Genomic DNA, 22734 nt, shown 5'->3' on the forward strand with positions numbered 1-22734 from the left:
GCACATGCGCGTCGACATCCAGCTGTGCGGCGAAATGGGACCACCCCCGCGTGCGCGGGGAGGACTTCGCCAGGGTGTTGATGTTGTTCGCGAAGTTGGGACCATCCCCGCGTGCGCGGGAGCACGAGACGTCCTCGAACAGTTCACCCCCTACGAAGGGACCATCCCCGCGTGCGCGGGGAGCACCGCACCGGGAGTTCCGGGGCCGGGGTCGGGCGGGGACCATCCCCGCGTGCGCGGGGAGCACCTCGACAAGGGCGAGCACTACCCGTACGAGTCGGGACCATCCCCGCGTGCGCGGGGAGCACTCCGCATCGGCCTGAGAGAGCCCGTCAAACCGGGGACCATCCCCGCGTGCGCGGGGAGCACCTGGCCATCCCCCGGAAGTTCAAGCGGTTCAAGGGACCATCCCCGCGTGCGCGGGGAGCACTAACCGAAAGCACCCAGCAGGTACTGACCCTCGGGACCATCCCCGCGTGCGCGGGGAGCACAAGCGGTGTTCCTGCCCACCAACTCGAGATCCGGGACCATCCCCGCGTGCGCGGGGAGCACAAAAACGAGGTTGTCGCGGAGGTCGTGGCGGCGGGACCATCCCCGCGTGCGCGGGGAGCACGGCGGGTCCGGGGCCCAGAACGTGACGGCGGAGGGACCATCCCCGCGTGCGCGGGGAGCACATCGAGTCGACGAACGTGCGCGCGAAGACCGAGGGACCATCCCCGCGTGCGCGGGGAGCACCGGCATCTGGGCCGGCCTGACCCCGCCGGAGCGGGACCATCCCCGCGTGCGCGGGGAGCACGACGTGTGCCCAGAAGGGAAAATCACGCCCGCGGGACCATCCCCGTGTGCGCGGGGAGCACGGGTCGAGCTGGTCAACAGTCACGTACACAACGGGACCATCCCCGCGTGCGCGGGGAGCACGTCACCTGCTCCTGGGTGCGGGCGGGGTCGTCGGGACCATCCCCGCGTGCGCGGGGAGCACACCGGATTGCCGAGCGATGCGCCGGCTAGCTCGGGACCATCCCCGCGTGCGCGGGGAGCACGAGTTCGTGATCGCGCGCGCGGTCGGCGACCTGGGACCATCCCCGCGTGCGCGGGGAGCACTCACGATCTACCCGTCCAACCCACTGGCTGAGGGGACCATCCCCGCGTGCGCGGGGAGCACGGCATGAAGTCTGCGGCCGCCTCGGCTCGGGTGGGACCATCCCCGCGTGCGCGGGGAGCACACGCCGCGGCGTTGGACGATGAGGGCGCCGATGGGACCATCCCCGCGTGCGCGGGGAGCACGCTTCGAGGAGGAGGCCGGCGAGGACGGGCGGGGGACCATCCCCGCGTGCGCGGGGAGCACTTCCGCAGAGGATTCGTCACCCGGATGTGGATGGGACCATCCCCGCGTGCGCGGGGAGCACAGACAGCGCCACGTTGTCGGATCAGGTGGAGCGGGACCATCCCCGCGTGCGCGGGGAGCACTCTGCTTCACCTGCATGAACAGTCGGCGAAGAGGCGAGTTTCGAGCACTTTTAGAGAATTGGACATAACGGACATTAGGAAATTATTTCGCATGGGTGTCTTGGAGCCTGCCTTCCGGAGCAGTTGGTCATACAACCGCCTGAACGGATTTCCTACTTGATGCGCCGTAGGCGTTCCTGCCTTCCTGGGGCAGTATCACCCTGCGGGACTGTATCCAGCTGCCGGCCTCTGCGCTCGAAGCGCTCCGCTCGGCCATCCCATCTCCTCACGGCTCCATGGGGTTGCGACCCCGCATGAAGGCTGGGTTTCCGCTTCAGAGGATAATTTCCCTCCTCGGGCGTACTTCTTCGTCGATTGTCAGGGACTCCGCGCAGAGTGATCGATGGCGTGCCTTTTAATGATCGGCATGCTCGATGAGGAGCCGCTTCTCCAGCGTCTGGGTCGCGAGTTGTCGGTGGCAGCTCGTACGGTCTGGGCCAAGCATGACCGGGCCAGCGACGGCTGGTTGCCGTTATGGCGACACATGGCCGACAGCGGCACGGTGGCTGGCTTGCTGTGGGACCAGTGGCTTCCATCCCAGGTGCACCGGACCGTGGCTGAGAACCTCCCAGGCGGCGTGGAAGAAGCACGCCGGTTGGCCATCTGGCTGGCGACAGTGCATGACATCGGCAAGGCGTCGCCGGCCTTCGCCTGCCAGGTGGACGGACTGGCAGAGAAGATGCGGGCAGCAGGGCTGGACATGCCGGATGTGAAGCGGCTCTCTGATCGCAAACTCGCACCGCATGGGCTCGCAGGTCAGGTGCTACTACAGGAATGGCTGACGGAGCGCTACGGCTGGGCGGGTTCGACGACCATCCAGGTGGCGATCATCGCAGGTGGCCACCACGGAGTGCCGCCTACATTCGACGACATCCGGAACCTGAACGTGCGGCCATACCTGCTGCGCACACCGGGATGCGCGCCGCTGTGGAAGGCCGTGCAGTTCGAGCTGCTGGACCGCTGCGCCGAGGCGTGCGGGATGCCGGACCTGCTATCGAGTTGGCAGAAAGTCAAGCTCATACAGCCGGCGCAGGTACTGCTGACCGGGCTGGTCATCGTGGCGGACTGGATCGCCAGCAACGCTGATCTGTTCCCGTACTTCCCCCAGTCCGAGCGGCAGAGTGGGTCGGAGCGGGTGGAGGCGGCTTGGCGTGGCCTGGATCTGCCGCAGCCGTGGCGCCCGCATCAACCGGTGGAGGAACCGGATGCGCTGATCGTCTCCCGTTTCGATCTGCCGTTAGGTGCACGTGCGCGTCCAGTGCAGGTGCGCGCGGTTGAGCTGGCACGCTCCATGACGGTCCCCGGACTGATGATCATTGAGGCGCCGATGGGGGAGGGCAAGACCGAGGCGGCGTTGGCGGTGGCGGAGATCTTCGCGGCGAGATCGGGAGCAGGTGGCTGTTTCGTCGCGCTGCCCACGATGGCGACGGGCAATGCGATGTTTCCTCGCATGCTGGCCTGGCTGCATCGAACGGTCGGACAGGGCCGCCGTTCAGTGCTGCTGGCTCACTCCAAGGCGGCCTTGAACGAGGACTTCGCTGAGCTGGTGCGCGCAGGACGACGTGCCGTACGTGAGGTGAATGTCGACGGTGGAGGAGAGGAGTGGAGCCGTCGTGGGGATCACATGGTTTCTTCAGCCGAGTTGGTCGCGCATCAGTGGCTTCGTGGGCGGAAGAAGGGCATGCTGTCCTCCTTCGTGGTCGGCACGGTGGATCAGTTGTTGTTCATGGGGCTCAAAAGTCGGCATCTGGCTCTGCGGCACCTGGCTCTGGCCGGGAAAGTGGTCGTCATCGATGAGGCGCACGCCTATGACAGCTACATGAATTCCTACCTGGACCGGGTGCTGTCATGGTTGGGTGCCTACAGCGTGCCGGTGGTGGTGTTGTCGGCAACGCTTCCGGCGGACCGTCGCCGTGTGCTGACCGCCGCCTACGCCGGTGCTACGAGTGGCTCGGAAAGTGAACCGGCTCAGGCCTATCCCGTAGTGACGACCGTAGAGCCGGGCGGGTTGGCTCGAAGCGTGAAGGTCTCCGGATCTGCACGCACGTCGGAGGTACGGCTGGAGCGGCTGGAAGATGACCTGAGTCAGTTGCGTGATCGACTGGCAGCGGAGCTGGCCGAGGGCGGTTGCGCCTTGGTGGTGCGCAATACGGTTGACCGGGTGCTGGAAACTGCTGCGGTGTTGCGGGAGCTGTTCGGCGCGGACGGTGTGACCGTGGCACACGCTCGTTTCGTGGACGCCGACCGGGCGGAGAAGGACGCCAATCTGCTGGCGCGCTTCGGTCCTCCGGAAAAGAGCGCGGGTCGTCCGACAAGGCCGCACGTTGTCGTGGCCAGCCAGGTCGCGGAGCAGTCGCTGGACATCGACTTCGACCTCTTGGTGACCGACTTGTGTCCGGTTGACCTGTTGCTGCAGCGGTTGGGACGGCTGCACCGGCATGTGCGGGAGCGGCCGCCGCGACTGCGGATGCCAAGGTGTCTGGTGACGGGCGTCGACTGGGAAACGGTTCCAGTACGGCCGGCATCAGGTTCATGCCGTATCTACCGGCTGCACGCGCTCCTGAGGTCGGCTGCTGTGCTGGAGCCGTACCTGTCGGGACAGACTTTGAAGTTGCCCGAGGACATCAGCCCGCTGGTCCAAGGCGCCTACGGGTCTGAACCTGTCGGACCTGAGGCTTGGCAGGAAGCTATGGAAAGAGCGCTCGAGGACGAGGAGCTCCACCAGGCGGCGCAGCGTGACAAGGCTGGGGCATTCCAGCTCGCGGAGGTGGGGCGGGAGGGCCGCGCGCTGGTGGGCTGGCTGGAGGCAGGCGTCGGGGACGCCGAGGACACCCGCCGTGGGCGCGCACAGGTACGCGATGGGATGGAGGCCCTGGAGGTCTTGGTCGTACAGCGCCGCCCGGACGGCACGTTGGCCACGCTGCCGGGCCTCAGCAAGGGCCGGGGAGGGCGAGTACTGCCCACCGACTCTCAGCCCGAGCCGAAACTGGCCCGCATCGTCGCCTCCTGTGGCCTTCGGCTGCCCTTCCACTTCTCAGTCCCCCCAACGATCGATCGGGCAATTGGGGAGCTCGAAGCCGCCTGCATCCCGGCCTGGCAGTCGCCCGACAGCCCTTGGCTGGCAGGAGAGCTGATCCTCATGCTCGACGAGAACTGTCGGACCAGCCTGGCAGGCTACGACCTGCATTACACCCCTTCCCAGGGTCTGGAGGTGGCTCGTGCCGAGTGACCCGCCGTCCTTTGATCTGACCAGCAGCCCTTGGCTGCCGGTGCAGCGTCATGACGGCCGCGCCGACTTACTGTCACTGCGAGAGGTCTTCGCACAGGCGCATGAGCTGCGCCGACTGGTGGGAGATGTGCCCACACAGGAGTTCGCGCTGCTGCGCCTTCTGCTGGCGATCTTGCACGACGCCATCGAGGGGCCACAAGACCTGCAGGACTGGCACGAGCTGTGGAACGAAGGTCTTCCCGCTGCCCGTGTCGAAACCTACCTGGATGGCTGTCGCAGTCGCTTCGACCTGCTCCACCCCGAGACGCCGTTCTTCCAGACCGCCGGACTGCGCAACGCCACCGGTGAGATCAGCTCGCTGGATCGCCTGGTCGCCGATGTTCCCAACGGAGCGCCGTTTTTCACCATGAGGGCACGCGGAGCCGGGCGGCTCGACTTCGCCGAGGCTGCCCGCTGGTTGGTGCACGCGCACGCCTTCGACACCTCCGGCATCAAAACCGGCGCCGTGGGCGACCCGCGCGTCCAAAACGGCAAGGTCTACCCACAAGGCGTCGCCTGGAGCGGCAACCTCGGCGGAGTACTGGCAGAGGGTGACAACCTCAGTGAGACGCTGCTCCTCAACCTGATCGCCTTCGACACCCTCAACCTGCAGATCGATCCTGATCGTGACCTACCCGCCTGGCGACGACCACCGTCGGGCCCACAGACGGCGGACCCCGGAGAATCGAAAACGCGACCGGCCGGTTTGCGTGATTTGTACACCTGGCAATCCCGTCGGATACGGCTCGCTTTCGACGCCGAATCGGTGCACGGGGTGGTGCTGGCCTACGGCGACCCTCTCACTCCGCACAACCGGCACCTGCAGGAACCGATGACCGGCTGGCGGCGCAGCGCGGCCCAGGAGAAGAAACTCGGCGAGCCCCAGGTGTACCTGCCGCGCGAGCACGATCCCGACCGCACCGCCTGGCGTGGGCTGGGTGCCCTCGTCGCCGGTAGGGCAGAGGGATCCGAACAGCGCAAAGAGGCCGCCGCGCTGGTCCGCCCGCGGATCATGGACTGGGTCGCCCGGCTGACCGTGGAAGGCGACTTGCCGGCCGACTTCCTCATCCGGGCCAGGCTGTTCGGTGTCGTGTACGGCACGCAGCAGTCGGTCATCGACGAGATCATCGACGACGCAGTGGCGATGCCCGTGGTGCTACTTCACCGCGACGACACAGGCCTGGCGCAGGCGGCGATCGACGCGGTGGCGGACGCCGATAGGGCGGTCGCCATCCTCGGCGATCTGGCCGCCGACCTGGCACGGGCCTCAGGGGCGGATTCCGAAGCCCACCGCAGCACCGCCAAGACAGCAGGATTCGCTGCGCTGGATGGAGCGTTCCGCGCCTGGCTCGCTCAGCTCAACCTCCGCGACCCTGCGCAGCAGCAGCGCGAAGCCTGGCAGCGCCACGCGCATCGCATCATCCTCCGAGCCGGCGAGCAGATACTGACCACCGCCCCCGAAGCTGTCTGGGCAGGACGCGTCATCGTAACCAAGCAGGGGCGGGATCTCTGGCTGACCGCAGGACAGGCGGACCTTAGCTTTCGTGTCAGGCTCCGCGAGGCTCTGCCCGGGGCCCAAACCGATCCTTCAACCGCTGGCGACTTCCTACGTAGCAGCGCGGAGGCACCTTCATGACCACAGTCACGCCTTCCACCCGGCCTTCGGTAGCGCAGGTCGTCCAGGCCATCGCCGGCGACTTCATCACTGATCTCCAGAAGGGCTACCTCGCAGATCAGAGCTGGGCCGTCGCCTTGCTGGCCCGGCTGCGCCGAGGAGCGGGCAAACTGCCCCAGGATGTGCCTGATCTGTGGGGCATGACCGGAACCGACCGGCTCTACGAGAGCGATCTCAACGAAGCCGACATGGTTCGGGCCGAGACCGCGCTGTTCGTCACTGTCACCCTGTATGCGCTGCACCAGCAGTCGCGCACCGACAAGGGTATGCACCGCCGAAACATCGAGCTGGGAGAGGCAGTGCGCCGCCTGATGCCCAAGGGAGAGATCGACGAGCCGATCCGTCGTCGCTTCGTCCGAGTGGGCACCGCGGGCACCCGCCAGACGCTGGCTCAGCGCCTGCGCGAGATTGTCTCCCTGCTCCGCGGAGAGTCGATCTCACTGGACTACGCCCTGCTGGCCGGCCAGCTCTACCAGGCTCAGCACCCCGACGGCATGCGTGAGGTAAGGCAGCGCTGGGGCCGCAGTTTCCACGCCTACCGACCTCCTGCCGCCTCTCCAGCCGGTGACGCCACACCCGCAGACACTGCCATTCAGCCCACGGTCACTCCCACCGAGAAGGACAGCCGATGACGCGCACGATCCTGGAGCTCCACGCGCTGCAGACCGTCCCCCCGAGCTGCCTCAACCGGGACGACACCGGCACGCCGAAAACTGCTATGTACGGCGGGGTGCTACGTGCCCGCGTCTCCAGCCAGGCGTGGAAACGCGCCACCCGCCGAGCCTTCCGAGAATTGCTGGATCCCATGGAGCTGGGTGTGCGCACCCGCAAGGTCGCAGAGCTGCTCGCTGACCGCATCCATCACCTGGACGACACCATCGAGCAGTCCCGAGCGTGGGCCTTGGCCGCCGAGACCATTCAAGTCGCCACCGGATCCAAAATCGACACCCCCAAGCGCAACGCCGGCAAGCAGGGCCCCGAGCCGGCTCCCGAATCCAAGTATCTGCTTTTCCTCAGCGCTCACCAGCTGGACGGCCTGGCCGAGCTGGCGGTCAAGGGGCGCGACGACATCAAGACCTTTTTCAAGGACAAGGCCGCCAAAGACCAAGCGAAGCAGATCGCCAACACGCGCCACTCGTTCGACATCGCGCTGTTCGGCCGCATGGTGGCCGACGGGGCCGACATCAACGTGGACGCCGCCGCGCAGGTCGCCCACGCCATTAGCGTCCACCGTGTAGAGAACGAGTCCGACTACTACACCGCGGTCGACGACTACAAAACTCGGGAGACTGACGACCTGGGCGCCGGCATGATTGGCACAGTGGAGTTCAACTCCGCCACCCTCTACCGATACGCCGCCGTCGACGTCGACCTGCTGCGCCGCAACCTCGGCGCCGGCCTGCGGGAAGACCAGCCGATCACTGAGCCGGTCTGCCGGGCCGTAGAGGCATTCCTCCACGGTTTCATCACCTCGCTGCCCACTGGCAAGATCAACACGTTCGGTAACCACACGCTGCCGGACGCCGTGCTGGTCAAGCTGCGCTCCTCCCGGCCCATCAACTTCGTCGCCGCCTACGAAGAACCGTGCCGGGCCGAGCCGGAAACCGGCGGTCACCTCCGACAGGCGTGCGAGCGGCTGGCCTCGTACATTCCTGAGCTGGAAGGCGTCTATGGGCTCATCGACGAGGGCCCGAGCTGGTTGCTGAGGGTCGGCCCCAACACACAGGCGCTGTCCGGGCTCGGCACCGAACTGTCCTTGGCTGAGCTGGTCAACGCAGTGAGCGGGGAGATCGCCCGACGGCAGGACGGGGCATGAGCGTCCTGCTGTTGCAGCTCGCCGGCCCACTGCAGTCCTGGGGGGCTGCTTCACGCTTCGCCCGCCGCTCCACCGAGGCCGCTCCCACCAAGAGCGGCGCGATCGGCCTGTTGGCCGCGGCCCTGGGCAGGCAACGCTGTGACGATGTGTCGGATCTGGTCGCGCTGCGTTTCGGCGTCCGCGCCGACCAGCCGGGCACGCTGTTGCGTGACTACCACACCACCCAACGCTTCACCGGCGAGTCTCTGCCCGTCTCCGAGCGCTACTACCTGGCTGATGCTGTTTTCGTGGTGGCCGTCGAAGGCGACTCCCAGCTGATCGAGCAGCTCCATCAGGCTGTGCGTGACCCGGTCTTCCTGCCCTACCTCGGCCGCCGCTCGTGTCCGCCCGCCAGGCGACTGGAACTGGGTGTCGAGCACGATAAGGCTTTGGAGGAGGCTCTGAAAGAGCAGAAGTGGCACGCGGCCTACTGGTATCAGCGCCGCCACCGCCGTCAGCCCGCCATCAGGCTGAACATCCTGCTGGAGGCCATCGCCGAGGACGGGCCCACCGACACCCTTCGTGATCAGCCGATCAGCTTTGACCCTCGACACCGGCAGTACGCGCTGCGCGGTATCCGGCAGACCTGGACCGAGGTGCCGAACCCCGCCGCCGACAGCTTCACCGCGACCCGCCCTAACCATGACCCCACCGCGCTTTTGGGAGGCGCGTGATGCATCTGACCCGCTTTCGCTTCAACGCTGCCCGCGTCGGCGCCCGCCGGTTGCTGTCCTCGCCGCAGATCCTGCACGCCGCGGTGATGTCCTCCTTCGCCGAGATTCCTCCTGCAGCAGGTGAGGGCCCCAGAGTGCTCTGGCGCATCGATGCCAACAGCCGGGCTGAGACCTACCTCTACATCGTCAGCCCGGACAAACCCGATCTGACTCACTTGGTCGAGCAAGCAGGCTGGCCCCAGACCGGTAGGTGGGACACCTACGACTACACCCCCCTATTGGCCAGGTTGGCCGAAGGAGACCGGTGGTCCTTCCGCCTTACCGCCAACCCTGTTCACACCGCACGCCGTACCGACGATGAACCCACGAAGATCACCGCGCACGTCGGCGTCCGGCACCAGACCGACTGGCTGCTGCAACGCCAGCAGCGCGCAGGATTCACCATCCTGCACAAGCCGCCCGACCGGCGGCACCTTCCTGAGGGAGATGAACACGAACTCGTCATCCACAATCGCCGCCAGCTCGCATTCGGCAAGACCGGCCAACGCCAGCGCGTCACCCTGATGACCGTCACCTATGACGGACTGCTGGAGATCACCGATCCCGACGCTTTCCGGCGGACGCTCACCCACGGATTGGGCAGGGCCAAAGCCTACGGTTGCGGCCTCATGACGCTCGCGGCGGTGTGAGAACGTGGCCACGGTCGGCAGGCGCGGCGCTTCGTCGCCGCGTGACCTCACCCGAATGGCGGACCGGCTGTCTTTCGTCTATCTCGAGCGCTGCACCGTCCATCGGGAAGACAACGCATTGACCGCCGAAGACGCCGATGGCGTCACCCACATCCCCTCCGCCACCATCGGCACCCTGCTCCTGGGTCCTGGGACGCGCGTAACCCACCAGGCGATGAGCGTGCTGGGAGACAGCGGTGCCGGGGTCGTATGGGTCGGTGAGCGCGGAGTTCGCTTCTACTCCGGAGGAAGATCGCTCAGCCGCTCCTCTGCCCTCGTCGAAGCACAAGCCGTCAAGTGGGCCAACCAGCGCACCCGCCTGAAGACCGCCCGCCAGATGTATCGGATGCGATTTCCCGATGAAGATCCCGCTGGCCTGACCCGGCATGAACTCCTCGGCCGGGAGGGACGCCGTGTCAAGGCGTGCTACCGGCACCACGCCGCCAGAACCGGCATCGCGTGGAACGGCCGCCAGTACCTGCCCGGGGAATTCGCCTCCGGTGATCCGGCCAACCAGGCGGTGACTGCCGCCGCCCAATGCATGTACGGCATCGCACAGACAGCCGTCACCGCCCTCGGATGTGCTCCTGGCCTAGGATTCATCCACTCCGGGCATGAACTGGCCTTCGTCCTGGACATCGCCGACTTGTACAAAACCGAGATAGCCATCCCAGTCGCCTTCGAAGTGGCAGCGGAAAGCCCTGATGACATCGGCTCCCGCACCCGTCGCGCCATTCGCGACCAGGTCAACAAGGTGGGGCTGCTCAAGCGGTGTGTGGAGGACATCAAGCTACTACTGCTGCCTGGTGGTGCCATCGATGAGGACGTCGACCGCGTCACTGTACAAAGCGATCGTGGGATGGAACTGACCGCCGGCCGCAACTACGCCGATGACTTTTCCGACAGCGATGAGGTGCCCTGGTGACAGTCATCGTGCTTACTCGTTGCCCGGTCGGGCTGCGTGGGTTCCTCACCCGCTGGCTGATGGAGATCTCGCCTGGCGTCTTCATCGGCGGTCCCTCTGCGCGCATCCGCCAGGCGCTGTGGGCAGAGGTGCGTCAGTACGCCGACACCGGCCGAGCGCTGTTGGTGTACTCCACCAACAATGAACAAGGGTTCGCGTTCGAAACTCACGATCACAAATGGCAACCGATCGACCATGACGGCCTGGTGTTGATCCGTCGGCCCAAGGACAGGCCTGCAGTCGCCTCCGCCTCAGCTTCTCCGCCCAGCGGATGGAGCAAAGCTGCCAGACGTCGCAGATACCGTCAAAGCTGATGTCGCGCCTGCGCGTAGTCCAGCGACCTGGAGTCGGACCACGAATCCTGGCGCCCAGGTGTGCCGGCGCCGTTGTGTCCGAATTGTGTGATTCACTGAAAGTGCTCAAAGTTGGCCTATCGGCCGCCTAAACGTGCAGGTCAGTCAGTGTGCTCCCCGCGCACGCGGGGATGGTCCTAGATCCACATGGCACGCGCGTACGACCTGGAGTGCTCCCCGCGCACGCGGGGATGGTCCCGACTCCGTCACACTGACACTTCCCTCGCCGCCGTGCTCCCCGCGCACGCGGGGATGGTCCCCCCCGGCACCTTGGAAAAGAACGTGTGCGACAGTGCTCCCCGCGCACGCGGGGATGGTCCCGTCACCTCGACCGACGTGTCGACCAGGCCAGCGTGCTCCCCGCGCACGCGGGGATGGTCCCGACTGCGACTGCTCGGCCTTCGCCTTCACCTGGTGCTCCCCGCGCACGCGGGGATGGTCCCCCTCTACCGGTCCGCGGGGGCCGCTTGTGGTGGTGCTCCCCGCGCACGCGGGGATGGTCCCATGGGGGGCCCTTCAGGCATGTCGGAGATGACGTGCTCCCCGCGCACGCGGGGATGGTCCCCGCAGGAACGGAGAAGCACACATGGACGTCCTGTGCTCCCCGCGCACGCGGGGATGGTCCCTCCTCGCCCCCGAAGTCGACATTTGCCCCGACGTGCTCCCCGCGCACGCGGGGATGGTCCCTCGTCCTCGATCTCCTGCTCGCTGGGGACGGAGTGCTCCCCGCGCACGCGGGGATGGTCCCCCGAGGGCCCTGGACTCTGGGGTGCGGAGGGTGTGCTCCCCGCGCACGCGGGGATGGTCCCCGGGCGTTCGGGGTTCGAATCCTCGGATCGGTGTGCTCCCCGCGCACGCGGGGATGGTCCCGGCACGATCAGCTCTGCTGTCATCCCGGTCTTGTGCTCCCCGCGCACGCGGGGATGGTCCCGCGCCATGGAATTGCAGCAGCATGCGAAAGTTGTGCTCCCCGCGCACGCGGGGATGGTCCCCTGACCAAGGAGCTCGACGCCTGGGACCGCAGGTGCTCCCCGCGCACGCGGGGATGGTCCCAGGTCTCGGCCGCCCGCCGCGCCGCAGAGGTGGTGCTCCCCGCGCACGCGGGGATGGTCCCGTCATGTTGAGAATCGAGGGATCGGTCTTACCGTGCTCCCCGCGCACGCGGGGATGGTCCCTGCCGCCGGTGTAGCCATGGGGTACGCGACCGGTGCTCCCCGCGCACGCGGGGATGGTCCCTGGCCGATCGCCCCACGGAGCGTGGTGATGTTGTGCTCCCCGCGCACGCGGGGATGGCCCCCTCGTGAACCAGCTCGGTGACGAGGCCCTGGTGTGCTCCCTGCGCACGCGGGGATGGTCCCCCGCCCCAACGCCGCGAACGGCAAAGATCCGGGTGCTCCCCGCGCATGCGGGGATGTCTCCTTGTTAGTGCATCAGTATCCACAGGTCAGCGGTGCTTCCCGCAGACGCGGGGATGGCCGTGGAGGGTGGGAGAAGCTCTTCAACAAGTGGCTTGGGCGCCGCTCTCACTGCTTGCCGAGCATGCGTCCGGGTTACGTGTAGCCATGCGTGCATGGCAGTTGGCATTGAGCAAGAGGCATGAACTAATGACTTCGGTTACGGTCCACGGCTGCGTTTTGGGACGACATTTCATATGGTGGGGGTGCAAGGTTTGGAGCCTGTAGATTGCTCAACGGTGAGGTGGACATGACTGACTACCTGCAGGTTGCTTCCACAACGAGCAGTCAGGAAGAGGCCGTACGGCTTGCTCGCGGTATCACGGAAGCTCGGCTTGCCGCCTGCGTGCAGATCGCGGGCCCTATCCGATCAATTTATTGGTGGGTCGGGAAGGTTCAAGACGCAGAGGAGTGGCACCTTGTAATAAAGACAACCTCTGATGCTCTGTCTGCGCTTGAATCATATATAAAGGCGAACCACAGCTATGAGGTTCCCGAGATCATCGCAACCCCCATCATCGGCGGGAGTGCCGAATACTTGGCGTGGGTGAGCGCCGAGACCACGCCAGACCGCTCTTAGCCTTGGCTAGGTCTTCCAGGAACACTCGGACTGCTTGTTGGTGCTGCCAGCGACGTAGCCCCTGCGCCAGCACGTCAAAGCGTGGCAGCCAAATGGCCGACTCGATGTCGCGCGATGCAGCCAGCCCTTCTCTCGCCAGCCTTGCCGCCTCGGTAACTGAGCCGCGTACGAGATGGGCTGACGCCAGATCTCCGAGAATGATGGCTGTGCGCTTCTTGTCCAGTTCGGGGAGTCGAGCGATCATCAGCCGCGCCGCCTCTTCGGCCTCCTCCAATTTTCCGATCTTGGAGTACGTGGAGATACGGAAGGAGTCCAGGCGGTTTTCGTCGAGGAACCGTGTCCAGACGCGATCGTCTGCGGTATCGGCGATATGGAAGGCGTCTTCGGCTTGGTGCCATGACCGGAGAGCTGTGGCTGTGTCTCCGAGCGCACCGCTCTCCTCGGCGTGCCGTGCGGCCAGCCACGCCACGGTGGCGGGTGAGATGGAGTCTGACACCAAATCTAGAGCGTTGCCCAGCAGCGCACGGGCGCGCCCGTGGTTGCCCTTCCCGCTGGGGATGTAGCTGCGGTACCCGTACGCACAGGCCACGATCGCAGGATCCCCGGCTTCCTTCGCTGCGCGTTCGGCGGTGTCGTAGAAGTTGCGGGCCGTGGCGGTGCTGCCCATGTCGCTGGCGATCCACCCTGCCAGCACGCAGCTTTCTCCGGCCGTAGTGATGAGCCGGTTGCGCAATCCCTTCTTGGAGTGCTCGGCTGAGCCGCGTAGGAGTGTGCTCACCTCTTTGATGTGAACGGAAAGCCCTCTGAAGATGACGTTTCCGGGAAGCATCTCTTCCAAGCGATGGAATCCCGCAGTGCGCGCTTCCATCTCGCGGACAGTGGCCTCGCTGAGCACCATGGACTCGCCGAGAGCATAATCCAGCTGCTCCCACACTTCGCTTTGTGCGGCCATCGCCGTGGCGCTGACTTTCGCGGCCATACCGAGCATTTCGCGGCGTTTCACGTCGTCGCCCCTCTTCCCAATTGCTTCCGCGAGCAATTGCAGGTCAAACGTGTCGGTCGGCAGCTGAAGGCCGTTGCCGGTCGTGTGATTGGCCGTGCCTTGCATGCCGCCTGGTGCGGTCAACCCCATGGCCTGACGCAACCGGGCGGGCATGGACAGGCCATCAGCAACCTTCTCAAAGGTAGCTAAATCCTCTGCCTGTCGCCTGCCGCGCTTGTACTCGCTCAGCCGGCCCTGCGCGATCCCCGTGAGTCCTGCGATCTGTCCCTGGGTGATGCCGTACTTGCTCAGAATGCGAACCATCATCCCGACGTCGCGCCGTTGACATGCCTCATACATGTCCTGACGTGCGAAGACGCCCTCTAGGGTTTCGCGAAGATCACGCTGGTCCAAGGCCATAGTGCGTGTTTTCCGTTTCGTCCAGCCCGCCCGGAGGGGGAATCTCGGCGTGCCTGTCAATCCCATCGTGATATATCACGCGCGCATTCTCCAAGGGTTCTGTCGGCCGGATTGTTGACTCTGCCACCGTGACGCAGTCACGAGCGGGGCTAGGGGAACGGCCGCGCGGCTCTTCATTTCGTCACGACCGAATTGGAGGCATGCGCATGCTGATCACGCCGAACCGCAAGCCAAGCACTCCCGCTGATGCTGCTGAGCGGCTGCGTCGCGAGCTAGAAGATTTCGATGTCGTTGCCGACGTACACGCTGACAGCAAGATCGCATTGGTGTCGGTCTGGGCGGATCTGGTCGTCTGGTGCGATACCACCTCCTACCGCTGGTGGTCGGGCCGGACATCGCCACGGGGGCGGGTCATGGCCTTCTGCCCGGCCGACGATCCGACCACCGCCGCGCGCCGCGTCGCCCGGCGGCTGATGGAGCTTCAGGACCGTCCTCCGATGACCAGCACCGACATGTCATAGGGAACTCACCATGGGGATTGCCGCCGACTATCTCGGCAGGTTTCACAGCATCCATCTACCGTCGCCGCAGCGCGGTGGTCAGCCGTGGAGGATCACGTGGAATGCTCCACTGCACGCTGACCGCGTCAGAGTGCGGGCATGGACCTGTGACTGCCGTGCCGTCTTCTACGAGCTGTGTCACGCCTCCGGTCAGGGGTTCATCCGCAAGACCGTGCAAGGCGAGCATGGCCAACGCATGGTGTCTGAGAGTGACCGGGTACGCGTCAAGGACGCCCAAGCGCTCTGGGAAGCGCTGATCTCTGGCCACGCTCGCTAGAGCCGATGCGGCGGCACGGGTGCGCACTCCGGAAATAGCCGGGTCTGCGCCATCCTGATCCGGCTGCCGTCGCGTCTCCAACACCCCCGGCAAGGTTCGGCAGCGTCTTTTCTGGCGCTCGTTCCCACGAACCTTGCCGGGGGCCTTTTGCGTGTTTCCCCAGGTAGAAGCCTGGACTATTACACGACGATATTTCACCTCAGGATGCGTTGATCACACCGCAATATCGCATCGCGAAATGGGTTGCTCTCTCGTCTGAATCTACCTTCACGGTGTCCGGAAAAGGTTCGCCACCGATCGAAGGGAGCGATGCGAAATGGCCCTCTCCTCACTCATCGCACTTGCGGGGCTGATAGCGGCGCAGATTCTCAACAGCGCCCGTCACCCCCACGTGCTCGTGAGCGTGCGTGCCCTCGCAGAGCTCTTGGACCTCGGGACCGAAGCATTGCCTGGCGTCGCAGCGATCTCGCTGCTGGTGCTCGGGCTCCACCTGCTGGCGGACCTCCTCGAAAGCGGCGCAGAACCTACCTCACTGCGCCAGACCACCGACACGGAAGGAAGGTGATCGCAGATGCGTATCCCGGTGTCCGACAGGTTCTCAGGTACATGCGTTTGTGGCGCGATGATCGAGCGGGGAAGCCGCTCGTGCCGCAAGTGTGTGGCACGAGTGCGGTGGAAGCGGCGCAGGGTTCTCTTCGCTCTGGAGGGGACTCGCTCATGTTCGTAGCTGTCGCCATCGCCGCCGCCACGCTCCTAGTGCTGACGGTCCTGACCATCCTCATCGCTTCCCTCGTGATGAAGCACGAGGACACCCGCCTCCAGTACGGCAAGCCGCCGACGACGCTTGCCCGGTTCACTCGCCGGCTCATGGGGCTGTACGTCAACACTCCGGGCCGTGGCCCAGGACGCACCCCTGCGCCGTCAGACCGTGGCTCCCGCACAACCCGCAGAAAGGAGGTGAGGCATCCGTGACCGTGACGATCCCCTTGGTGCTCCTCATAGGCACCACGTTGTTCATCGCTTGGCGCTACCTGGGGATGCGGGCATGGCACGCGGTGATCGCCGTGCTATTTGGCTTCCTGCTGGCCGCCACCACGTTCGCTCCCGAGATCTGGAGCGCGATCCGGTCCGCTCTGACCTGGATCACCGGCCACTGACCTTATCCGACGACCGAAGGAGGGATGCCTAGTGCCCTACCGCCACCCCTATCCACCATCCGATCTCCAGGAGGCTCACCACCGACACCGGACCGCTTCACACCTACTAGCGATCTTCGCCCGGACCACTCCAGGACTCGATGATCTTTGGTCGCTGCTGTCGGCGGCGCTCGCCGACATCCCCACCCTCGCTACCGAGATCACCGCCCTCCGCGCCGCACTCGCCGCCACACGCGCTCAGCGCGCGAACCTGGTCGCCGCCGCACGCGCCACACTGGCCGCGCACCATGAGGGCGAACACGACCCGCTGTACTACCTGCGTGATGAGCTGACCGCCCAGCTCGCCACCGACCAGCGAGCGGGTGAGCCGCAATGAGCCGTCACCGCGTTTCCCGCCATGAGATGCGCCGCAAGGCACGCCGCATGCGCCGCCTGGGCGTCCAGCCCATCGCCGACGTAACCGACGTCGAGTTCGCCGAACTCATCACAGCAGGCATCGCCCGCTTCCTGTGGCGCTACCGCTCCGAAGTCACACCGATCACGATCGCACTCCTGTCCCTCCTTGCGGGAACGGTCCTCCACCGCTGGTATCCCACCTGGTGGCCCACCGTGGCCCTCATGACCGCCACCACGGCGGGCACGCTGGCCACCGCAGGACGGTGGCTCAATCTGACACGCGCCATTGAACGCGGCTATGCCGCCATCGCCGCAACTCTCCTCGGTGGATGGCTAACCGCCGCCACCATCCTGGGGCCGCTCTCCAGCCCTCTGCCCGCCGTCCTGGCCCTGGGATGCCTGGTGCTGGCGATCCCCTGGTGGGCGCACCGTCGCCGGCGCGCTCGCGTCCGCGTCGAACGCACGCTCGCCGCCTGGCCGGAGATCTCCCAAGCCATCGGCCTGGCCGGATCCCGCGTCCAATCGGCGATCGTGGACCTGTGGGGCTATCGCACCCGCATCGCGCTCGCCCGAGGCCAGACGGTCGAAGACGCGATAGCCAGAATCTCAGGAATCGAATCCGCCCTGGGCACCCGCCGTGGTGCCGTCCGCATCCAACCCGTTCCAGAGAAGGCGAACCGCCTGGAACTACGGGTGATCGAAACGGATCCGCACGCCGACGCCATCTCATGGCCCGGACCGTCCGTCTCCACCATTCATGACCCGGTGGAGCTGGGCGTCTTCGAAGACGGAAGCCCCGTGCGGGTGTCCTTCAAACGCCGTCACGCCCTGGTAGGTGGGGTAGCGGGTGCCGGTAAGAGCGGGGCCGTCAACGTCCTCATGGGCAACCTGTCCGCCTGCCCTGACGTGATCGTCTGGGGCATCGACCTCAAACGCGGCATGGAACTGCTGCCCTGGGAATCCTGCCTCGATCGCGTCGCCGTCACGCCCAAGGAAGCAACCGCGCTGCTCAGGGACGCGGTAAGAGTGCTGGACGGGCGCGCCGAAATGCTCGCCATGCAGGGCCTACGCGTATGGGAACCCGCCCATGACGCACCCGCGCTGATCATCCTGATCGACGAATACGCCGAACTGGTCGACGACGCCCCCGACGCCATCCACTACGCCGACTCGATCGCCCGCCGTGGCCGCGCCGTGGCCGAGACCCTCATCGCCGCGACACAACGCCCGTCCCAGAAGGCAATGGGCAACAGCGCCGTTCGTTCCCAGATGGACATCCGCGTCAGCTTCCGGGTACGGGAACGCAGAGACGCCGACCTGATCCTCGGTGCGGGGATGCACAAGAGCGGATGGCACGCCGACAAGCTGGACGCACCCGGCAAGTTCCTGCTCAGCGCACCGGAGTTCGACATCCCCCGCCGTGCCCGCACATACCTCCTCACCGATGACACGGTCCAACGGACAGCGGTCCAGCACGCCGACCGCCGTCCTGCCCTGGATGCGATCTCACTCGCCGCCCTCCATGAGCCCCCGCACGAGCGCGAAGACGCCGTAGAGGGCTCACAACAATCCAGGGGCAGACATGCCCGCCAAGCCGCGTCACAGGCGACAGAGGACGCGTTGAGCGCAGCTCTCCGGAATGCGCCGCGCGAGGGAGCCAGCGTCGGCGATCTCATGGAGGCTGCCGACATGAGTCGTCCCACCCTGTACCGCCGGTTGGCTCTGCTCGAAGATCAAGGCATGGCCGTACAGGTCTCTCGTGGCCGCTGGAGAGCCACGGCTACCGACGCCGACAGTCCGGCGTTTGGTGACGAAGGGTAATCGTCTCAATGTCTCATTGTCTCGCTGTCTCACGCGCGCCTGCACATAGGCGTAAGACAAACCGATGAGACGAGACATTGAGATAACTACGGACTGTAGCGCCAGGGGATCCGCACGCCGATCGAAAGGCGGGCGGACACCCCCGACAGAAGGGAGCCGCATCGGCGCAATCGACAAGGGAGGAGGGATGCGCATGCAGGCATACACCGTCGAACAGGTAGCCGAGATGCTCAGCATCGGACGTGACAAGGTCTACTTCCTGCTCCGCACTGGACAGCTCAAGAGCATCAAGATCGGCAAGCTTCGCCGGATCACCGATCAGCACCTCGCCGACTTCGTCTCCTCGCTGGAACCCATCGACCAAGCGTAGAACAGCGTGCTACGTTGCTATACAGGTTCGGGTGTGCGGCGCTAGTCGTACACCCGGGCACGCGCCTCTTGATAACTCCAGACACAGAAAGGAAGCCGCCTATGTCGGGCGACCGTACAACGCTGCCACCCGTGCGGGTGGACGCGGAGCTGAAGGAGCGTCTCCGCAGGTACGCCGCCTCACAGGAGCGAGATGTGTCGTGGGTGATCAGGAAGGCGGTGGAGGAGTACCTGGACCGTCACGAGCAGGAGGAGTGATTCCTTGGCGAAGATCCTGATCGGCAAGTACGAAGCGACCATCTACCCCGAGGGAGACGGGTACACCGGTGCCATCTCTCTCGGCTTCGGTCCGGACGGCAAGCGCCAACGCGTCAAGCGCAAGGGCAAGACCAAGGCAGAGGTCAAAGCCAAGCTGATCAAGGTAGCCCAAGAGCTTGAAGCAGGCGTCAAGTCATCGGAGAACTACACGGTCCGCGAAGCCGTCGAAGACTGGCTTTCCAGGGGGCTTAAGGATCGTTCGGGAGGCACCGTGGCCAAGCTGCGGAGTCTCGCCGAAACGCACGTCATACCGGGATTGGGGAAGGAGAAGCTCCAACGCCTCCGTGCGGATCACGTGGAGGAGTGGCTGGACAAGCTCTCCCACGAGCTGGCCACCCGAAGCCTCGCGGAAGTCCACGCGGTTCTGAAACGAGCCATCCGCCACGCCCAAGCGCGTGATCTGGTTCTCAGGAACGTGGCTGAGCTGGTGGTCACGCCGAAGGGCAGACGCGGTCGGCCGAGTCGAGCGCTCGGCCAGCAACAAGCCGATGCGGTGCTCAAGGCTGCAGAGTCGTCAGACCTCCACGCGTACGTGGTGCTCAGTCTCACGACGGGCATCCGTACCGAGGAAGCCCGTGCGCTGCGTTGGGATCACGTGGTCGCCTGGGTGAAGTCTCGGAGATCCTGGCGTCCGGTAACGGAGGTGGGGTTCGCTCACGAGCGGTTCACCATCTACGTGTGGCGCGCTGATCGAGTAGGAGGCGACACCAAGACGCGCAAGTCTCGCCGGACCTTGGAGCTGCCCCAGCTCGCGGCCAATGCGCTCCGAGGGCATCACGCGAAGCAGGTCGCTCTCAGGAAGGAGGTCGGCGAAGTCTGGGAGGACTCCGGTTTGGTGTTCACCACCGATACCGGTGGCCCCTTGGACGCCGGAAGAGTCCGGCGATCCTTCAGGAAGATCACAGCCCAGGCGGGGGTCGGCAAGAACTGGACTCCCCGCGAACTCCGTCACTCGTTCGTTTCGATCATGAGTGACCATGGTGTGTCCATCGAGACCATCGCCGATCTCGTCGGGCACTCCGGCACCAGCGTCACAGAGGAGGTCTACCGGCATCAACTGAAGCCGGTGATCACCAAGGGTGCCGAGACCATGAACGCCATCTTCGGCGACAGCACGGAACAGTCCGACTGAGGTGGCTCCCCGTTTGGCTCCCCATCGACCTTCAGAGAACGAAAAAGAGGCCCCGGATCTCTCCGAAGCCCCTTCTCACCTGCAACTTCTGGGTCGGGGTGGCGGGATTTGAACCCACGGCCTCTTCGTCCCGGACGAAAAGAAACGAGCTGCAGCAAGATATGCGTACAGGGCCCCTGATCGCGGTCACTCGTCTCCCGCATGGCGGGCGGCTGGGCCCACCTGCGGTGGGTGTCCCCTTCGGGGTCGCTCCGCTGAGGAGACCATGCGAGGCCGCGGCGAGAGCAGCCGCCGAACCCGAGGCGAACAGCCGAGACCCACAACGGACAGCACGTCGATCAGAACCGACAGCACATCGAATGATCTTGAAGGACGAGGAAGATCACGAAGGTAGATCGGCGACGGCGTCTTCGCCCAGCTCAGCGGCCTGCTACGCCGCTTAGTGCGAGCCGCTGAGGGCCGCGCCCCCGACCCGACTGCCTCCGTGATCGACGCCCAGAGCGTCAAGACGTCGCCAACGCGCCCACCGCCACCCAGGGCTTCGATGCGGGCAAGAAGATCACGGGCCGCAAACGCAGCATCGTCACCGACACTCTCGGCCTGCTGCTCGCGGTGCTGGTCACCGCCGCCGGCGTCTCGGACGGCGCTGCCGGCGTGCAGTTGTTAACCGAGGTCGCCGCAGACCATCCCACCATCACCAAGGCCTGGGCCGACAGCGCCTACCGCACCGTCATCGAACACGCCGCCGCCCTGGGCATCGACGTCGAGGTCGTCCTCCGCAACCCCGCCACCAAGGGATTCGCGACCCTTCCCAGGCGCTGGGTCGTGGAAAGGACACTCGGCTGGCTGATGCTCCACCGTCGCCTGGCCCGCGACTACGAGGCCCTGCCCGCCCGCTCCGAAGCCATGATCCACATCGCCATGATCGACCTCATGGCCCGCCGCCTCACCGGCGAATCCACTCCAACCTGGCGAGGCACCTGAAACACCGATCAGACGGAACTCGCAGGATCAACGCCCACTAAATACATAATCCCGGCCGAAGAGGCTGGGCCCGTTCCGGGCGGTGCGCATGGTTCGGGCTTCTTTGAAGGGTGATGTTTCGGGCGAATGTGGTGACGTAGCCTGCGGGCCGAGACACAAGGACCGTGAGACGTAGACGGGCTGGACTCGTTGGTCGAGACCAGCCAGAGGCGAAAGCCGGGCCGGTCATATCAGGGTGCGGGCGCTGGATGGATGGGTGTTGTTATGCGGGTGGATGTGGCCGGGGCTGAGTCGGCGGGCAGGCATATGGCCGGGGGTGCGGAAGCCTATGGCGCGGATGTGGAGCGGCTGTCTCAGGGTTTGGCCGGTGTCGGGCCGGTGGGGCCGGAAGGAGAGCTGGTGTCGGCGTTGAATGAGTTCACCGGCGCGCTGGTGGAGGCGGCCGGTCGGATGACGCTGGCCTACAGCTCCACCGCCGCTGGCATGTCCGCCTCGGTGGACAGCGTGCGGGAGGCCGAAACGGCCGCCGTCGCGGTGGCGGGCACCACCATGACAGACAACACCCTGCAGGGAAACACTGCGATGGGTGATGCCTGATGGCGGTGACGCTCCACCAGGAGGTCGCGTGGCTCGCCTCGGTGACCGGTGCCGCCGCGGTATTCCTGTGGAATGAGGACGCGCTGGCCGGCCCGAACGGGGTGGCCACCCACCTGCACACCTTCCTGAACCAGGCGGCACCCGGCGCCCACGAGACCAACGCCGCCGCGGCACGCTATGCCACCGCCACCAGCGGAGCGGAATCCAAAGCCTTCGCCCAGCACTTGAACACCCTCACCACCAATACCGCCGCCAGCCCCGCCGCCAGCCCTGCCACCAGCCCAGAAACCAGCACCGGCTCAGAACCCGGCACCGGCACAGGCTCTGGTGACACCGGTGGCTCCGCCGACCCCCTCCAGATCGCCGCCGGTGTGACGGTCCTACTCGGCCTGGCCAGCGGGGGCATCGTCTTGTACAAGACCGGCGTCCTAGCCCGGCTGGCCTGGTGCGCCCAGCAGATGGCCGCCAGCGCCGCAGCCGGACCCGCAGGCGCCCTCACCGCCGCCCAAGCCATCGCCACCACCCGTGTAGCCAACACCACCACCAGCCAACTCCTCCAACACCTCACTAAGACCGTGACTCATTTGGAGATTGATCGTTAGACCGTTCGTGGATGCGTTCCTTCGACGGCTGGTGCCTGATGAGTTGTGGGAGTTGTTCCTGC

Annotated in this window: 20 protein-coding genes, 1 pseudogene and 2 CRISPR repeat arrays; of the genes and pseudogenes, 20 read left to right on the forward strand and 1 reads right to left on the reverse strand. The window is 65.8% G+C overall.

Annotated features, from left to right (window positions below; genetic code table 11):
* The first annotated feature begins 157 nt into the window (after nucleotides 1–157).
* Nucleotides 158–1467: a CRISPR direct-repeat array (repeat unit 29 nt; unit sequence GGGACCATCCCCGCGTGCGCGGGGAGCAC).
* Nucleotides 1468–1873: 406 nt separating this feature from the next.
* The 9 genes from cas3 to cutA all read left to right on the forward strand — a co-directional run bounded on the left by cas3 (nucleotide 1874) and on the right by cutA (nucleotide 13057).
* A complete protein-coding gene (gene cas3, locus ABFX50_RS47535) occupies nucleotides 1874–4735 on the forward strand; it encodes a CRISPR-associated helicase Cas3' (RefSeq protein ID WP_346157158.1) in 2862 nt (953 codons plus the stop codon).
* Complete coding sequence (casA, locus tag ABFX50_RS47540) at nucleotides 4725–6410, forward strand: type I-E CRISPR-associated protein Cse1/CasA (protein WP_346157159.1); 1686 nt, start codon at nucleotides 4725–4727, stop codon at nucleotides 6408–6410. The genes cas3 and casA overlap by 11 nt, the downstream gene beginning before the upstream one ends.
* On the forward strand, nucleotides 6407–7081 hold the full coding sequence (gene casB, locus ABFX50_RS47545) for a type I-E CRISPR-associated protein Cse2/CasB (RefSeq protein ID WP_346157161.1): 675 nt from the start codon (nucleotides 6407–6409) through the stop codon (nucleotides 7079–7081). Before casA ends, casB begins: the two co-directional genes overlap by 4 nt.
* The gene (cas7e, locus tag ABFX50_RS47550) at nucleotides 7078–8265 is read left to right on the forward strand and encodes a type I-E CRISPR-associated protein Cas7/Cse4/CasC (RefSeq protein WP_346157164.1); all 1188 of its coding nucleotides are present in this window, start codon (nucleotides 7078–7080) and stop codon (nucleotides 8263–8265) included. Before casB ends, cas7e begins: the two co-directional genes overlap by 4 nt.
* Complete coding sequence (gene cas5e / locus ABFX50_RS47555) at nucleotides 8262–8978, forward strand: type I-E CRISPR-associated protein Cas5/CasD (protein WP_346157166.1); 717 nt, start codon at nucleotides 8262–8264, stop codon at nucleotides 8976–8978. The genes cas7e and cas5e overlap by 4 nt, the downstream gene beginning before the upstream one ends.
* On the forward strand, nucleotides 8978–9667 hold the full coding sequence (gene cas6e / locus ABFX50_RS47560; RefSeq protein WP_346157195.1) for a type I-E CRISPR-associated protein Cas6/Cse3/CasE: 690 nt from the start codon (nucleotides 8978–8980) through the stop codon (nucleotides 9665–9667). The genes cas5e and cas6e overlap by 1 nt, the downstream gene beginning before the upstream one ends.
* 4 nt (nucleotides 9668–9671) lie before the next feature.
* Nucleotides 9672–10631, forward strand: a complete 960-nt coding sequence (gene cas1e / locus ABFX50_RS47565; protein WP_346157168.1) for a type I-E CRISPR-associated endonuclease Cas1e — start codon at nucleotides 9672–9674, stop codon at nucleotides 10629–10631.
* Entirely contained in the window at nucleotides 10628–10984 is a 357-nt protein-coding gene (gene cas2e / locus ABFX50_RS47570) for a type I-E CRISPR-associated endoribonuclease Cas2e (protein ID WP_346157169.1), read from the forward strand. The genes cas1e and cas2e overlap by 4 nt, the downstream gene beginning before the upstream one ends.
* 149 nt (nucleotides 10985–11133) lie before the next feature.
* A CRISPR array of direct repeats spans nucleotides 11134–12442; the repeat unit is 29 nt; unit sequence GTGCTCCCCGCGCACGCGGGGATGGTCCC.
* Between the two features lie 285 nt (nucleotides 12443–12727).
* A complete protein-coding gene (gene cutA, locus ABFX50_RS47575; RefSeq protein WP_346157171.1) occupies nucleotides 12728–13057 on the forward strand; it encodes a divalent-cation tolerance protein CutA in 330 nt (109 codons plus the stop codon).
* On the opposite strand, the gene ABFX50_RS47580 is transcribed toward cutA, so the two are convergent.
* Nucleotides 12993–14459: a helix-turn-helix domain-containing protein gene (locus tag ABFX50_RS47580; protein ID WP_346157173.1), complete on the reverse strand. Its 1467-nt coding sequence runs from the start codon at nucleotides 14457–14459 to the stop codon at nucleotides 12993–12995. The genes cutA and ABFX50_RS47580 overlap by 65 nt on opposite strands.
* 200 nt (nucleotides 14460–14659) lie before the next feature.
* On the opposite strand from ABFX50_RS47580, the gene ABFX50_RS47585 reads away from it, so the two are divergent.
* The 11 genes and pseudogenes from ABFX50_RS47585 (at nucleotide 14660) to ABFX50_RS47635 (ending at nucleotide 22672) form a co-directional block, all read left to right on the forward strand.
* Nucleotides 14660–14980 (forward strand): hypothetical protein, encoded by a 321-nt coding sequence (locus tag ABFX50_RS47585; RefSeq protein ID WP_346157175.1) that lies wholly within the window; start codon nucleotides 14660–14662, stop codon nucleotides 14978–14980.
* A gap of 632 nt (nucleotides 14981–15612) precedes the next feature.
* Nucleotides 15613–15861: a hypothetical protein gene (locus tag ABFX50_RS47590; protein ID WP_346157177.1), complete on the forward strand. Its 249-nt coding sequence runs from the start codon at nucleotides 15613–15615 to the stop codon at nucleotides 15859–15861.
* A gap of 403 nt (nucleotides 15862–16264) precedes the next feature.
* Entirely contained in the window at nucleotides 16265–16453 is a 189-nt protein-coding gene (locus tag ABFX50_RS47595; RefSeq protein WP_346157179.1) for a hypothetical protein, read from the forward strand.
* A gap of 31 nt (nucleotides 16454–16484) precedes the next feature.
* Nucleotides 16485–16829, forward strand: coding sequence for a hypothetical protein (locus ABFX50_RS47600; RefSeq protein WP_346157181.1), 345 nt, complete (start codon nucleotides 16485–16487; stop codon nucleotides 16827–16829).
* Nucleotides 16826–18670 (forward strand): helix-turn-helix domain-containing protein, encoded by a 1845-nt coding sequence (locus ABFX50_RS47605; RefSeq protein ID WP_346157183.1) that lies wholly within the window; start codon nucleotides 16826–16828, stop codon nucleotides 18668–18670. The genes ABFX50_RS47600 and ABFX50_RS47605 overlap by 4 nt, the downstream gene beginning before the upstream one ends.
* Before the next feature lie 187 nt (nucleotides 18671–18857).
* The gene (locus tag ABFX50_RS47610; protein ID WP_346157185.1) at nucleotides 18858–19040 is read left to right on the forward strand and encodes a helix-turn-helix domain-containing protein; all 183 of its coding nucleotides are present in this window, start codon (nucleotides 18858–18860) and stop codon (nucleotides 19038–19040) included.
* 101 nt (nucleotides 19041–19141) lie between these two features.
* Nucleotides 19142–19297: a CopG family ribbon-helix-helix protein gene (locus ABFX50_RS47615; protein ID WP_346121720.1), complete on the forward strand. Its 156-nt coding sequence runs from the start codon at nucleotides 19142–19144 to the stop codon at nucleotides 19295–19297.
* 4 nt (nucleotides 19298–19301) lie between these two features.
* The gene (locus tag ABFX50_RS47620) at nucleotides 19302–20489 is read left to right on the forward strand and encodes a site-specific integrase (protein WP_346157190.1); all 1188 of its coding nucleotides are present in this window, start codon (nucleotides 19302–19304) and stop codon (nucleotides 20487–20489) included.
* 400 nt (nucleotides 20490–20889) lie between these two features.
* Nucleotides 20890–21473 (forward strand): annotated as a pseudogene (locus ABFX50_RS47625) (transposase); the annotation flags it as partial.
* A gap of 264 nt (nucleotides 21474–21737) precedes the next feature.
* Nucleotides 21738–22070: a hypothetical protein gene (locus ABFX50_RS47630; RefSeq protein ID WP_346157191.1), complete on the forward strand. Its 333-nt coding sequence runs from the start codon at nucleotides 21738–21740 to the stop codon at nucleotides 22068–22070.
* Nucleotides 22070–22672: a hypothetical protein gene (locus ABFX50_RS47635; RefSeq protein ID WP_346157193.1), complete on the forward strand. Its 603-nt coding sequence runs from the start codon at nucleotides 22070–22072 to the stop codon at nucleotides 22670–22672. The genes ABFX50_RS47630 and ABFX50_RS47635 overlap by 1 nt, the downstream gene beginning before the upstream one ends.
* Nucleotides 22673–22734: the final 62 nt, after the last annotated feature.

It is taken from the genome of Nonomuraea recticatena (assembly GCF_039533245.1).
GTDB classification, from domain to species: Bacteria; Actinomycetota; Actinomycetes; order Streptosporangiales; family Streptosporangiaceae; genus Nonomuraea; species Nonomuraea roseola.